Consider the following 14,359-nt stretch of genomic DNA (forward strand, 5'->3'; position numbering starts at 1 on the left):
CGAGTATCCTCGTTTTTTTTTTTTTTTTATTTGTTCAAGCAGAAGACGGCATACGAGGTGTCTTAGGGTCTCGGGGGCGCGGAGATGTGTATACGAGACAGGTGTTCGTCAACGAGGGCGGCCAGGCGGGGAGCTGGCGGCCGGTGACCCCGCCCTCGCGGCCCGTGCCGTGTTCCTCGCCACGAAGGCTTTCACGACCCCGCCCATGCGGCCGGATGGAGCGCGCCGGGCATCGAGGACGACTTCGTCGCCGTGTGCGACTTGATTCTCCTGGGCCTGATATCACGCTAACGGTATGAGGATCTTTCACCCAGTAATCGGAATTGTTTTCCTGAGTAATTCTCTTGTCCACCTGGATCGGTCCTGACCTCTCGACGCGGGCGGTCAGGCATGTACACTCCATTCCGAATGCACACAGTCGCTCTAAGTGACTCAAGTATGACATCTGGTGTCTATGGCAAGGGCGGGTCCGTGGCCGCGACAGGATGTTCCCGGCCCTGATAGAGCGCGGAGCCGGCATGGATCCACTTCATCTGACCACGAGCCGCCACAACGAGACCCTGACCGTCGCCGTGTCGGGCGAGCTCGACATCGCCACGACCGAGCTGCTGCGCACCCACCTGCTCGAACTCCTGCAGGAAGCGGGCCACCGCCACAAGGCCACGCTGGTCATCGAGGTCAGCAAGCTGTCGTTCATCGACGCCGCCGGGCTCGGCATCCTCGTCGCCGCCCAGAACCTCGCGCTGCGCCAGCGCACCCGGCTGCGGATCGCGGGCGTCCCGCCGGGCATGAAGCGGCTGCTGCGCATCACCGGCCTGGACGCCCACTTCTCCTGAACGACGACCGCCTTGCCCCTGGCTCGGACCTCATCCGGAGGGAGCTCCTTCTGGAATGGCCGCTCAGCGTCCCGCCCGCCGGCCGCGTACCGCCCAGACCCGGGCGACGAGGCGGATCGTACCGGAGGCGTCGGCGGGCAGCCGGCTCTGAGCAGGTCGCGCAGGGCGAGGCGGCGTTCTTCCGGAAGGGACAAGAGGTAGCCCGGCGCCGGGCCCTGGCCGCCCAGGAACGGCTGCCAGTAGTCGTCGAAGCCCGCGAAGACCGTCGGCACCTCGATCGGCCGCACGCCGACCTCGTCCAGACCGGCCGCGGACCACAGGCGGGCCAGCGGCTCCGGACGGCACAGGGGGAAGCGGCGGCCCTCGTCCAGAGCGGACGCGGCCGGGTCGACCACGGCGGCGGCGTCCCAGAAGGCGCGCAGCATGCCCATGCCTTCGGCGTAGTCCCACACGTACGCGGCCACGACGCCACCCGGCGCGGCGACCCGGGCGAACTCGGCGACGGCGCGCTCCGGCTCGGGCACGAAGTTGAGCGCCAACCCGCTCACCACGGCATCGAACCCCCCACCGGCCCTCCCGCCCGACCCAGCGCCGGTCCCGGCGGCCGGCCGCGCGGCGAGGCCGGCATCCGGCAGGGGGAGGCCGCGCATGTCACCGACGGCGAACCCCGCGCGCCGGTCCGCGATCCGCGCACCGGCGTGCGCCACGAACGGCGCCGAGGTGTCCACGCCGACCACCCGGGCCGGATCCGCGATCGCCAGCACGGCCGCCGTCAGCGCCCCGGTGCCGCAGCCCGCGTCCAGCCACCGCCCGCCGACCGGCACGCCGAGCGAGCGCACGAACGCCACGGCGACGCGGCGGCTCCACCGGCCGACGTACGCCTCGTAGGCGCCGCCGGCGTCCCACGCCTCGCGCTGGTGTCCCATGGACGCTCACCCTACGAGCCCGCAGCCAGGACGACGGGGCCAATGAGGCAGGCGATTCAGCGTTCACCCCGGCGGAGAGGACAGGTTCCGGACGAGGCGCCCCGAGTGGTGCAGGAGCCGCCCGAAGGAAGGGCACCCCAGGGACCGCCCGCCCCAGAGCGGCCGGGTGCCGCCGGGACAAGGCCGGCGGCGCACGCGGGCCGGCGGCGGTCAGTGGCTGGTGATGACCCCGCGAGGGGCGACCTCGAAGCGGCCGTTGAGAACGGCGTTCTGGCCGACCTTGAGCCCGGAGCTGCTGCAGTAGGGCCCCACACTCGCGATCCGCAAGTGAGAGTTGTCCGCGATGACGATCGCCCCGCTGGTGTTGTCGTAGGTGGCATCGGCCTGGCCGGCCACGGTCACGACGCAGCCGTCACTGCTCTCCACCGTGACGCTGACCCCCGACACCCGTCCCGCGACCATGCCGGTACGCGCGTCGAAAGCCGTCGCGTCGAACTTCAGCGGCAGGGTGTCGACGGAGACGTCCATGGTGAGCCCCAGCGGGCCTATGCAGGTGGCGCCCACGGGGGCGAAGGAAATGCCGGTGATCGAGATGATCCCGTCACCGGGGAGGCCGACGCCGCGCCGAGCGCTGACCTTGGCCTCGACGGTCTTACAGACCATGCTCCACCCGACCTGGGCGACCATGCCGCTGATCTCACCGGTTCCGGTGGCGATGCCGCTCATGGGGACGGTCCAGGTGGTCGCCTGCGCCTGCGCGTCAAGACCGGCGCCGGCCGAGCTCAGCGTCAGAGTCATGGCGACCCCCGCGACGGCGACGGCGAACACGTTCCTGTGGGGCTTGAAGTGCTGGAACACCTTGGTCATACGGGCTCCCAAGGGCCGTTCGACGAGGCCGGACTGCCTGAAGGGAGATGATCATGTGGAGCGTGAACGCGTCAATGCCTGCATGAACATTGGCCACTTCCGGCCACCTTTCAGCCCTTTCGCGCAATTTTGATCACGCCGGGTAATGCGAAAAGGGCTCACCTTTACCCGGTCACCCTCCGGCGAGCACCCTTGGAAGCGCCCACTAAGGACCGGACCGAAAACCCGTCAAGGTTACCGAGAGTGAAAATCGGTCCTTTACTAACCTCTTGACTTACCGACCGTTGCTGCCGACGCTTTCGATCAACACCCAAGATCACCGCAAGCGCAGGGAGCCCGATGGCCGGACCCGAGGAGTGGCGTAGGGCGCGGCCGCTGGTTCGCCAGGCCCGCGACCAGCTCTGGCAACGTTTCCGCGAGGACCCCAACGTCGTCGGCATCGGTTTCGGCCCCCCGACGCGCGGCGGTGAAGTCCAGGACACCCCCTCGTGCATCGTTCACGTCGTCCGCAAAGTCCCCTCCAGCCAGCTGGCGCCCAGCCGCGCCGTGCCGGGGACCCTCGACATCCAGGGCACGACCGTCGAGACCGACGTGGTCGAGTCCGGCGTCCTTTACGCCTACACCTTCCACCAGAAGGAGCGCCCCGCGATGGGCGGCATCAGCATCGGCCACCCCCTGATCACTGCGGGGACCCTCGGCTGCCTGGTCAAGGACATGCGCGACGGCGAGAAGGTCGCCATCCTGTCCAACAACCACGTCCTGGCGGCGGAGAACAAGGCGAAGGCCGGGGACCCGATCTACCAGCCCGGCCCGTTGGACATGCCGATCTCGCCCGACAACAGGATCGCCACCCTCACCCGCTACGAGAACCTCGACTTCAGCGGGGCCTACAACCGCATCGACGCGGCGATCGCCCACCTCGATGACAACTGCGTCGTCTACGACGACATCAAGGGCGACATGACCAGGCCGACGGTCGCGCAGCCCGCGGTCGGCCTGCTGTTCGCCGGGGGCCCCTTCCAAACCATTCTCAACCCGATCGGCGAGGTGACCAGCCGGCTCGGCATCGAGATGATCCATGGCCCAGCCGCCCGTTCCGTCCTGACGGCGGAGGACGTCCGCCCGCCCGGCTCGCCGGTCCAGAAGACCGGCCGGACGACCGAGTACACCACAGGACGCATCACGGCCATCGACGAGATCGTCACGGTCCGCTACACCGGCGGATACGCCACCTTCGACGGGCAGATCCTCACCACCCCGATGAGCCAGGGCGGCGACTCGGGATCCGTGGTGTGCCGGGGCGGCTCGGGCGGCACGTTCTTCTCCTTCATCTGCCCCTTCCTGGCCACGGCGGAGGAGCTGACCGGGGTGCCGTTCACCCAGGAGTGGATGTCGATCTCGTACGCCCGCGACAAGTACCTCGCGACCACCCTGGTCGGGCGCTGGCTGATCGACGCCCTCTACCTGAACGAGTCGACCGCCATGGTCCGCTCCGCCGAGGTCAAGCCGCAGGTGCCCGACAGCGACCGCGCCTTCGCCCAGGCCCTGTACTCCCAGCACGGCGGCGACATGAAGCTCGCCCTGATGAACCCCGACCGCGACGACATCAGGGTCAGCGAGCAGTTCATCCACGACGCCGAGGAGTCCCTGGCCAGAGCGCGCAAGTTCATGCTGCCGGACGAGGCCGCCGCGGCCGAGCAGACGATCGCGCTGGTACGGGAGCGCGGCATCGTCGGCATGACCGGCCGCGACCTGCTCAACCTGCTGGACGACCCCAACCTGCTGCAGAAGCTCAAGGAGATCGCCGCCGGCACGGGGTCGTTGCTGGACCCCGATGGCTAGCCGGGCGGCGCGGACGGCCCTGGCCCTCGTCGCCTCCGCCACGATGACCGGATGCGCCGGCGGCGACGCCGCCCCGGACTCCTGCCGCACGACGGCCCCGGCCGGAGCGACGTCAGGCACCACGCCGACGCCAGGCAGCACGCCGCCGCCCGCCGGATCGACGCAGGACACCACGAGGAGCCCGATGCCAGGCGTCGCGCGAAACCGCGCCCAGGAGGTCATGCGGGCCAGGTACCAGGAGCTGCGCCGCCGGTACCCGCAGATCGTGGGCGCGGGCGTCGTCCTCGTCGGCGACGAGCGGGAGCAGGAGACGGCCTACGGGATCCGGCTCTCCCTGACCGGCCCGGACGGGCTGACCGGCCTGCCCGGGGAGATCGACGGCGTCCCGCTGAGGTACGAGGTGACGGGGCCGTACCACGCCCAGGGGGACCCCAAGTGTTAGGGCACATCGAGATCGGCCGCTGGCTCACCCACGAGCCGGCCGCCGGCCTGCTGACCGACCTGGACACGGTGCTGGAGGAGGCGGTGCGCTCGGAGCACCCGCACCTGACCCGCGCCGCCGCCCACCTGGTGGCCCGCGGCGGCAAGCGGGTCCGGCCCGCCCTGCTCTTCCTGTCCGCCGCCTTCGGACCCGACGCCGCCGCAGCCGGCGCCGGGAGGGAGGATCTGCTCCGTGTGGCCGCCGCCGTCGAGCTGCTGCACGTCGCCTCGCTCTACCACGACGACGTCATGGACCGCGCCGAGACCCGGCGAGGATCCCCCACGGTCAACGCCCTGCGCGGCGACGCCGAGGCGGTCACCGCGGGCACGTTCGCCTTCGCGCGGGCCATCCGGCTGCTGGCCGAGGTGGACGAGGTGGTCACCGCGTGGGCGAGCCAGTCCATGCTCGCCCTGGCGCTGGGCCAGATGCAGGAGGCGGAGAACACCTACAACCTCGACCACCGCCTCGGCTCCTACGCCCAGATCGCGGCCCGCAAGACCGCCGCCCTGTTCGAGCTCTCCTGCCGCGCCGGCGCCCACCTCGCGGGCGCGCCCCCGGCCGCCGTCAACGCGCTCGGCCACTACGGCCGAGCGCTCGGCCTGGCCTTCCAGGCCGCCGACGACACTCTCGACGTCATTGCGCCGGAGGCGACGCTCGGCAAGCGGCCGGGCACCGACCTGCGCGAAGGCGTCTACGGCCTGCCCGTCCTGATCGCCCTGCACCAGAGCGGCCCGGACGCGGACCGGCTGCGGGACCTGCTGCGGCGCGACGATCTCAGCGCGGCCGAGCAGGAGGAGGCCTGCGCCCTGATCTCCGCCTCGGGAGGGGTCAGCGGCGCGTCCGCCATCGCCCAGGACTACGCCCACCAGGCCGTGACCCACCTCGCCGGACTCCAGGACGGCGGGCCGAAGGACTCTCTGGTGCGCCTCGCCCGCTACGTCGTCATGCGCCCGTACTAAGGAGCTTGTGCCCATGGCCCAACCACAGCAGAGCCACAGCCGCAGGCGGTTCATCCGGGCGGCCGGCATCGCACTCGGCGGCGGGAGCACGGTCCTGGGCGCGACGGGCGCGGCCACCGCGGGGACCGCCGGGAGCGGCGTGCTGAGCCAGGCCCGTCAGGCGGGCTTCGCGGCCCTGGCCCAGACGATGGCCGGGCTGCGCACCGCCGGCGATCCGGGCGCGGCCGGCCGCCGGCTCAAGGAGTGGTATTCCGCGGCGGACGCCGCGGGCCGGGCGGAGATCGACGCCGCGCTCGACGCGGTGCTCGCCCTGCCCGGCGACTTCGCCTCGCTGGGCGCGCGCGACCGGCTTGCCCTGCTCGCCGAACAGCTGAGCGGCCCGCAGGAGGCCCGGATCACCGCCGCGATCGGGCTGGCCGTCGCCGGTCTCAGCGACGCCCGCGCGGACACCCGCACAGGGCCGGGCAACGCCGCCATGTCGGGACGCCTGTACGCCCGGACGATCCGCGCGCTGCCCGCCCAGGCCGCCGGCCGCGGAGAGCCGGAGTCCCGATCGGGCGCGGGGGTCGCGCCCTGTCCCATCCCCAAGGGCTGAGGCATGAGCGAGAGCGAGTTCGACGCCGTCGTCGTCGGGGCGGGCCCGGCCGGCGCCGCCGCCGCCTTCCACCTCGCCCGGCGGGGACGGCGGGTGGCGCTGCTCGAACGCTCGGCCTTCCCCCGGGACAAGAGCTGCGGCGACGCCGTCAACCGGGCCGGGGTCGAGCTCCTGCGGGAGATGGACGTGCTCGGCGACCTGACCGGGGCCTTCGGGATCGGCGGGCTCGAGGTGTCCATGGGCCCGGCCGGGCAGCGCAGCACCCGTGCCTTCAGGTACGGCAGGGAGGACCCGGCCGGCGGCCGGTACGGGATCGTCGTGCCGCGGGCGCTGCTCGACCACGTGCTGGTACGCAGGGCCGTGGCGGAGGGGGCCGTCTTCCGCCAGCGCGTACAGGTGCGCGGCCTGGTCCGCGAGGACGGCGTCGTGCGCGGGGTCGAGGCGGTGACCCCGGACGGCCGTGAGATCGTCCGCGCCCGGGTGGTGGTGGCCGCCGACGGCAGCACCTCGAAGCTGGCCAGGCAGTCGGGGCTGGTGGAGACCACCAGGGGCCGGCTCGGCTACGCGATGCGCACGTACTTCTCCGGGGTGCCCGCGCTGGAGGACACGCTCAGCTTCCACATGCCGCTGGACAACCCGGCCACCCACTCCCGGCTGCCGGCGTACGGGTGGGTCATCCCGCTCGGCCCCGACCGCGCCAACGTCGGAGCGGGGGTGGCGGAGAAGCATCCCGGGGTCCGGCTCGACGACCTGTTCGAGCGTTTCGTGGCGGAGCTGCGCGCCACGGTGCCATGGTTCGCCGCCGCCCGGCAGGAGGGACCGCCGAAGGGCGCGCCCCTGTTCTTCGGCTTCACCCCCGACCGGTCGTGGAGCCCCGGCCTGGTCCTGGTGGGGGACGCCGCGGGGATGATCAACCCGGGCACCGGCGAGGGCATCAGCTTCGCCCTGGAGTCCGGGAAGATCGCCGCCGAGGTGATCGCCGCGCGGCCGGCCGGCCCCGTCGACGACCTGTCGGAGTACGCGGCCACGCTGACCCGCAGGTTCAGCGGCCACCTGGAGACCGGGCGGCACGCCGTCAACCGGCACCGCCTGGCCTGGCGGGTCCTGGAGGACACCTTCGACTCCGACCGTCCCGTCTTCGCGCTGACCCGGCGGGCCATGCTGGCCCCCGACCACACCGCGGGCTTCGAGACCACGGCGCCCGGCGCGCTCGACGACATCCGGCACTGCCTCGACCCTCGGCTGCGGCTGGCCGCCCCGCTCGTGGAGGTCGGGGAGATCCTGGCCGACACCGTACGCAAGGACTGGCCGTTCCTGGACCGGCTGCCCGCGCTGCTGTCGGAGGAGTACCTCATGGCGCCGCGCCCCGCGCTGCTCGTCCTGCTGGCCGCGGCGGCGTACCAGCCGGTCCGGGGGCTGACCGCGCTGGCCGCGGCCACCGACCTGGCGGCCCTCGCCGCGCTCGCCCAGGCCAGCGTGGACGCCGCCCCTGCCGGCGGGACGCGCAGGGCCCGCCAGAACTGGGGCACCATGTTCGCCGTCCTCACCACCGACCTGTTCCTGGCGCGGGCCCTCGAACTGTGCGCCACCCAGGACGTCCGGATCACCGCGCAGCTCGCGCGCGCCATCGAGGAGGCCAGCAACGGCCGCATGGCCGAGCTCACCGCCGCCCGCGCCGCCGAGCCCGCGACCTCGCGCGCCTGGCTGGAGCTCTCGTCCAGGTCGGGCACGGCGGCGCTGTGCGCCGCGGCCTGCGAGGTCGGGGCGACGGCCGCCGGCGCCCCCGGCCCCGCGGCCACGGCCCTGGGCGAGTACGGCCGCGTGATGGGGGCCGCGGCCCAGCTGGCCGACGACCTGCGGCGGCTGTCCGGCGGCCTCGACCGGCTCGGCCGCGACGCCCTGGCCGACCTCGAGGAGCTCGACGCCGGACTGCCTAGCCTCCCCTTCCGCCTGGCCCTGTCCGAGCTGGGAGGCGCGGCCGGCGGGCTCGGAGGCGCGGCCGGCGGGCTTCGTCTCGAAGGCTCGTCCAGGCCGGAACGGGCCGCGGAAGTGACCGTCCTGGTCGGGCGGACGACCGCGCTCAAACAGACGGCCGCCTGGATCCAGGAGCTCTGCCGCGACGCCCAGCAGGCGCTGTCCGGCGTGGCCGAAGGACCCGCCCGGACCTCCCTGCACGCCATCGCCGACCACCTCCTCCGCACCGCCCGGCCTGACCTGGGGGCCCGCTCATGAACCGTCCTCGTCTTCGCTCGCGGATCTCCGCCGTCCTGTCCTTACTGCTCATGGCGACCCTCCTGTCAGCGCCCGGCGCGGCAGCGGGCACCGCGGCCGCCGCGGCGGCGGGCGCCCCCGACTCGCCCCAGGCGGGCCAGTTCTACGCGGTACGCGGCCGCGTCGCGAGCGCGCTCGACATCGCGGCCGGCGCCACCGCCACGGTGAAGGTGGCCGGCGTGGCCGGCGTCCCCGCCACCGGTGTCGCCTCGGTGGCGCTCAACCTGGCCGCCAAGGGCACGGGCGGTACCGGCTCCCTGATCGCCTACCCCTCCGGCGCGGCCGAACCGGCGGTGACCGCGCTCACGTACCGCTCCGACCTGTACGTCCACAACCTGCTCACCGTGAAGTCGGGCACGGACGGAAACGTCAAGATCGCCAACAAGGGCGCGGTCACGGCCAGGCTCTACGCCGACGTCTACGGCTACACCCTCACCGCGGCCGGCGCGGCGGCCGGCAGCGTCTTCGCCGCGGTGTCCCTCGACGAGGTCGCCGACACCACCATCGCGGCCAACGGCAGCCTGACGGTGTTCCCCCTGCGCGAGGCCGGGATCACGCGCGGCACGATCTCCCACGTCGCCCTCACCCTGACCGCGTCGAGCGCCTCGGCCACGGGCAAGCTGACGGTGTTCCCGACCGGCACGGCCAAGCCCGCCGAGGCCAACCTCGACTACGGCACCGTCGGCGAGCTGCACAACTATGTGATCTCCGCGCTCGGCGCCGACGGTTCGGTCACCATCAGCAACGCCGGCACGAGCCTGGTCAGCCTCACGGTCGACCTCGCCGGGTACTTCGTGGCGCCCAGCGCCACGGCGGCAGGCGCCGTGCTCCGGCCGCTGCAGCCGGCCCGGATCGCGGCCAACGTCGCGATCAACGCCGGGGCGGCCTACACGCTGGCCCCGCTCGGGAAGGGCGGCGTCCCCTCATCCGGCGTGTGGTCGGTGGCCCTGTCGCTCACCGTCAAGGGGGCGGACACCTCCTGCTGCAACGCCCTGCAGGTCTACGCCTCGGGCGAGCCGAACGCCGGCGGGGTCGCGGCCTTCTACCAGAAGGGGGTGACCACGAGCGCGTTCGTCGCGGCCAAGCTCGGCACGGACGGCAAGGTGGTCATCTACAACAACAGCTCCATAAAGGCGACGGTCCAGATCGACGTCTACGCTTACTTCACCGGACCTGGCCGGCCCGGCGCCCCCACGACCGTCACCGGGGTGGCCAGGCACCAGGCGGTACGGGTGTCGTGGCAGCCGCCCGCCTCCGACGGCGGCACCCCGATCAACACCTACACCGTGACCGCCACGCCCGGCGGCCGGTCCGTCACGGTGGCGGGCCGCACGACCGCCACCGTGACCGGCCTCACCAACGGCACGGCCTACACCTTCACGGTCACCGCGACCAACGCCGTCGGCACCGGTCCCGTCTCGGCGGCCTCCGCGGCCGTCTCCCCGGTGCAGGGCAAGATCCCCGGCGCCCCGGTCAAGCTCGTCACCGCGCCGGAGTTCGGCTCCGTACAGGTCTCCTGGCAGCCGCCCGCCGACGACGGCGGGGCGGACATCACCGAGTACAAGGTCACCAGCACGCCCGGCGGCGAGGTCGGCATGGCGTACTGGGGCCAGACCTCCGCCACGGTCACGGGGCTGAAGGGCGACCAGCTCTACACCTTCACGGTCACCGCGACCAACATCATCGGCACCGGCCCTTCGTCGGCCATGTCGCCGGCGGCCACCCCTGCGGCGCCCGCCCCGCCGGGCCCGCCGCTCATCACCGACCTCCTGCCGCGCGACGGGGCGGTCCGCGTCTCGTGGAGCCCGCCCGACCCCGGCACGGCGAAGATCACCTCGTACGAGATCAGTGCCAGTCCCGGTGGCAAGAGCGTCACCGCCGGACCCGACACCCACGAGGCCGTGGTGACCGGGCTGACCAACGGCACGCCGTACGCCTTCACCGTGACCGCGATCAACGCCGTCGGAGGGACGGCCTCGCGCGCCTCGGAGCTGGTCGCGCCGGAGCCCGCGTCCGTCCCGCTGCTGCCGGCCGCGCTGCTCGTCGTCCCCCTGGACGGTCGGATCGACGCGCAGTGGGTGGCGCCCCAAGACGGCGGCTCGCCCATCACCGGCTACACGGTGACGCTCCAGCCCGGCGGGCGCACCGTCGACGTCGCCGCCGGGACGACGGTGACCTCGATCACCGGCCTGGCCAACGGCACCGCCTACACGGTGCGGGTCGTCGCCAAGAACGCGGCGGGGACGAGCGAGGCGGCCGAGCAGGCGGGCGTCGTCCCGCAGGCGGCCCGCGTGCCGGCCGCGCCCACGGAGGCTGTGGCCGCCGCGTCGGGCAGCGGGAGCGTGGCCCTCGCCTGGACGGCGCCCGCCGACGTGGGCACGGCCCCGATCACCGGCTACACCGTCACGGCCGACCCCGGCGGCAAGACCGCGACGTCCACCGGCACCACGGCCACCATGAGCGGCCTCGATCCGGCCGTGTCCTACAGCTTCACCGTGAAGGCGGCCAACACGCACGGCAGCGGGACGCCGAGCGCCCGCACCGCCGCCATCGTGCCCAAGGTGACGGTCCAGAACGGGCCGGTCGTGCTCTCGGAGGCGTCCCTGGAGACCCTGCGGACGGTCGCCGCGGACGGCACCCTGTCGTTCGAGCAGCCCCCGGCCCAGGTCACCGGGCTGGCCGCGAACGCGATCCTGGTCGTGCTGCCCACCGGCAAGGTCCCCGACGGGATGTTCAGGAAGGTCGTCTCCACGGGGACCCAGAACGGGCTGTTCCGCGTCTCCACCAAACCCGCCTCGGGTGGCGAGGCGCTGGCCGACGGCGCCCTCGCCGTCACCGCCGGCCTGGACTCCGGCGACCTGGCGAAGCTGCGGCAGCAGACGCCGGGGGTCAGGCTCGTCCAGCCCACGATCAAGGGCAAGACCCTCGCCCAGGGCGCGCCGCGGGCCGAGGTGTCGCCCCAGGACGTCTCGGCCGGCATCAGGAACGGCAGCCTCGTGGTCGAGATCGCCTTCGGCACCGATCCGCGTACCAACCCGCAGGGCAAGGGCGGCCGGTTCGAGGCCACGTTCGTCCTGACGCCGCACATCGACGTCAAGATCTGGATCACGCAGGGCAAGGTGTACTTCGACGCCTACCTCAGCCTCGCCTACGGCGCCGACACGCGGGTGCGGCTCGGCAACGGCGCCGACGCCGACTACTTCAAGCGCCTGCCCGCGATCAGCCTGGGCCGCAAGGTCGTCATGGTGGGTCCCGTCCCCGTGGTCCTGAACCCCACGTTCAACCTCTCCACCTCGCTGCAGAGCCACGTGAACGGGGAGGTGTCGGCCGGCCTGAAGTACTCCAGGCAGGTGGGCGCGCACATCATGCGGGACGACACCGGCGTGCACGCCGAGCCGATCAACAGGTCGCCGGCGAGCAACGGCGGATCGATCACCATCACCGGGAACGCCAACGCCAAGATCGCGCTGCTGGCCGAGTTCACCGTGATCGTGTACGAGGCGGGCGGGCCCGGCGCCGGCGTCGGCCCCACCGTGGAATGGAAGGCGGACACGACCAAGAACCCCTGGTGGGAGGAGTGGCTGGGCGTCCGGGTCGACGCCTACCTGCGCGCGAGCACCTTCCTCGGCGGCGGGGAGACCCGTTTCGACCGGCTCGTGGACGAGTCCTGGAAGACCCGCGACTCCGGCGGCCCCTTCGCCGGCGTCACCATCGACCCGCCCCGCGCCGACGCCGAGGTGGGCAAACCGGTCTACTTCAGGGTGACGTTCTTCGGGCTGCCCACCGCCACGGTCACCTGGAAGGTCACCGCCGGCCCCGGCACGATCGACTCCACGGGACGGTACGTCGCCGACCGCCCGGGCGTCGCCGAGATCACCGCCACCACCTCGGGCCGCACCCTGACCGCCCTCGTCTTCGCCCAGTGCTGGTTCGACGCGGCCCCGCCCGCCCTCGGCATGCTGGGGCCGCCGCTCAACGTCGCCGCCACGGCCGGAGCGGGGTCCGCGACCGTCACGTGGAATCCGCCCAGGCTGCTCGGCGGCCTGCCGGTCCGCCGGTACGCCGTGGTCACCTCCCCGCACAGCCGCACCACGTACGTGCCGGCGAACCAGACGAGCGCCGTCATCCAGGGGCTGAAGGGCGGGCAGGCGTACAACGTCATCGTGTACGCGATCACCGACGTCGCGCTCAGCCCGCCCTCGTCGCCCAGCGGCAGCGTCACCCCGGGGAGCTGACCGCCGCGCCGCTCGGTGCCGCCGGTAGGCCCTCCCCCGTGACGGGCCGCACGCCGGGTACGGGCGTGCGGCCCGGCGCCGGAAGGTCACTTCTTGAGCAGGCTCCAGCCCGCGCCCACGCCCATCAGGTGCAGCGCGACGCAGAGCAGCCCGGCGGTGCCGAGCGTGGTGCCGGTGAGCACGCCGCCGACGGCGAGGCCGGCGAGCTCGAAGATGAGCGCGAGTGCGAAGAACAGGGCGGCGATGGCGGCGAACATGGACAACCTCCGAACAGGGTCGGCCGGACGTGAGCCCCCGCGAAAAGCCGAAGCCGGCGTGCTCCGCGGGAAGCCGGGGCCGCCGCCGCGCTCCGCGGGTGCGTCCGAAGAGCCAGATGTCTCTGACATGGGGATTTCCAGCACGATCGGCTGAGAAACTGCCGCCAGGGTGACGTTGCGTGAACAAACGACGACACCATCTTGACCGGCCGGTCAGTCGGCCCCGGCCCGCATCCCGTCGCAGATCACCCCGGCCATCCGCGCGGCTCCCGCCCTGGTCCGGGCCCGCCGCTCGGCCGCGAGGCACCCCCGCAGCAGATCCAGTACGTCCGCCGCCGCCAGGTCGCGTCGCACCGCCCCGGCTCGCTGCGCCCTGGCCAGCAGCCGGCCGACCGCGTCGGCGAAGTCGTCCTCCAAGGTGGAGCCGGGCCTGAACGCCATCCCCGAACCGCTGTCCAGCATGTCGCACAGCGCCTGGTTGGCCGCGGCCTGCTCGACCACTCGGGTGAACCAGCCGAAGAACGCCTTGCCGGCGTCCTCCGCCGTCGCCTGCGCGCGGGCGTCGGCCACGAACCGCTCGATCCGGCCCAGCAGCACGGCCTCGAACAGCGCCTCCTTGGTCGGGAAGTGCCGGTACACCGTGCCGACCCCGAACCCGGCCCGCCGGGCGATCTCGTCGAAGGAGATGGTCAGGCCGTCGCTGGCCAGGGCCTCCTGCGCAATCTGCAGCACCCGCTCGCGGTTGCGCCTGGCGTCGGCGCGCAACGGCCTGGCCGAGGTGTGGTCGTCGCCCATGACATGCACCTTGCCTCTGACAACGAAAAGGGGGAAGCCCTCCACGTCTCGATCAGGGCCTCCGCTCGGCGTCTCCGATCAGGGTCTCCGATCGAAGCGGAGAGAGCTCTCCGATTCTATCGAGGAGGCGTCCCACCGCGCATCCCCCCGCCGGGAACGCCGATCCCGTCCATTCCGGGCCTGCCCTCCGTGCCGTGGAAAGCCCTCCGCGCCCCGGAAAACCGAGACACCCGCCTCGGTGAGGCGGGTGTCAAGGACGACCGGCGGTCCGAACCCCCGAAGGACGGGCCGGGCG

General features: G+C 72.7%; 10 protein-coding genes and 1 pseudogene. 7 read left to right on the forward strand and 4 right to left on the reverse strand.

The features are described 5' to 3' along the window. The first annotated feature begins 518 nt into the window (after window positions 1–518). A complete protein-coding gene (locus ETD85_RS67770) occupies window positions 519–836 on the forward strand; it encodes an STAS domain-containing protein (RefSeq protein ID WP_170247300.1) in 318 nt (105 codons plus the stop codon). 308 nt (window positions 837–1,144) lie between these two features. Here the strand turns inward: ETD85_RS67770 and ETD85_RS67775 are convergent. Both ETD85_RS67775 and ETD85_RS51200 read right to left on the reverse strand, forming a co-directional pair. Next, a pseudogene (locus tag ETD85_RS67775) lies at window positions 1,145–1,762 on the reverse strand (class I SAM-dependent methyltransferase); the annotation flags it as partial. A gap of 210 nt (window positions 1,763–1,972) precedes the next feature. Continuing rightward, window positions 1,973–2,629 carry a hypothetical protein gene (locus ETD85_RS51200; RefSeq protein WP_138697122.1) on the reverse strand — a complete coding sequence of 219 codons (657 nt, stop codon included), beginning with the start codon at window positions 2,627–2,629 and terminating at the stop codon, window positions 1,973–1,975. A gap of 339 nt (window positions 2,630–2,968) precedes the next feature. Between ETD85_RS51200 and ETD85_RS51205 the strand changes: the two genes are divergently transcribed. Genes ETD85_RS51205 through ETD85_RS51225 form a run of 6 tightly spaced genes read left to right on the forward strand, consistent with a single transcriptional unit; the run spans window position 2,969 to window position 13,012 of the window. After that, window positions 2,969–4,471: a chymotrypsin family serine protease gene (locus ETD85_RS51205; protein ID WP_138697123.1), complete on the forward strand. Its 1,503-nt coding sequence runs from the start codon at window positions 2,969–2,971 to the stop codon at window positions 4,469–4,471. After that, complete coding sequence (locus tag ETD85_RS63910; RefSeq protein WP_170247301.1) at window positions 4,464–4,913, forward strand: hypothetical protein; 450 nt, start codon at window positions 4,464–4,466, stop codon at window positions 4,911–4,913. The genes ETD85_RS51205 and ETD85_RS63910 overlap by 8 nt, the downstream gene beginning before the upstream one ends. Continuing rightward, a complete protein-coding gene (locus ETD85_RS51210) occupies window positions 4,907–5,911 on the forward strand; it encodes a polyprenyl synthetase family protein (protein ID WP_170247302.1) in 1,005 nt (334 codons plus the stop codon). The genes ETD85_RS63910 and ETD85_RS51210 overlap by 7 nt, the downstream gene beginning before the upstream one ends. Before the next feature lie 13 nt (window positions 5,912–5,924). Continuing rightward, window positions 5,925–6,506 (forward strand): hypothetical protein, encoded by a 582-nt coding sequence (locus tag ETD85_RS63915; RefSeq protein ID WP_170247303.1) that lies wholly within the window; start codon window positions 5,925–5,927, stop codon window positions 6,504–6,506. 3 nt (window positions 6,507–6,509) lie between these two features. Next, window positions 6,510–8,738: a geranylgeranyl reductase family protein gene (locus ETD85_RS51220; RefSeq protein WP_138697125.1), complete on the forward strand. Its 2,229-nt coding sequence runs from the start codon at window positions 6,510–6,512 to the stop codon at window positions 8,736–8,738. A gap of 50 nt (window positions 8,739–8,788) precedes the next feature. Continuing rightward, window positions 8,789–13,012 (forward strand): fibronectin type III domain-containing protein, encoded by a 4,224-nt coding sequence (locus ETD85_RS51225; RefSeq protein ID WP_138697126.1) that lies wholly within the window; start codon window positions 8,789–8,791, stop codon window positions 13,010–13,012. 86 nt (window positions 13,013–13,098) lie between these two features. Here the strand turns inward: ETD85_RS51225 and ETD85_RS63920 are convergent, their stop codons facing one another. After that, complete coding sequence (locus ETD85_RS63920; RefSeq protein ID WP_170247304.1) at window positions 13,099–13,269, reverse strand: hypothetical protein; 171 nt, start codon at window positions 13,267–13,269, stop codon at window positions 13,099–13,101. Window positions 13,270–13,482: 213 nt separating this feature from the next. Next, a complete protein-coding gene (locus tag ETD85_RS51230; RefSeq protein ID WP_138697127.1) occupies window positions 13,483–14,064 on the reverse strand; it encodes a TetR/AcrR family transcriptional regulator in 582 nt (193 codons plus the stop codon). Between the last annotated feature and the right edge of the window lie 295 nt (window positions 14,065–14,359).

Origin of the sequence: Nonomuraea zeae, assembly GCF_005889725.1 — a bacterium.
In the GTDB taxonomy this organism is placed as follows: domain Bacteria; phylum Actinomycetota; class Actinomycetes; order Streptosporangiales; family Streptosporangiaceae; genus Nonomuraea; species Nonomuraea zeae.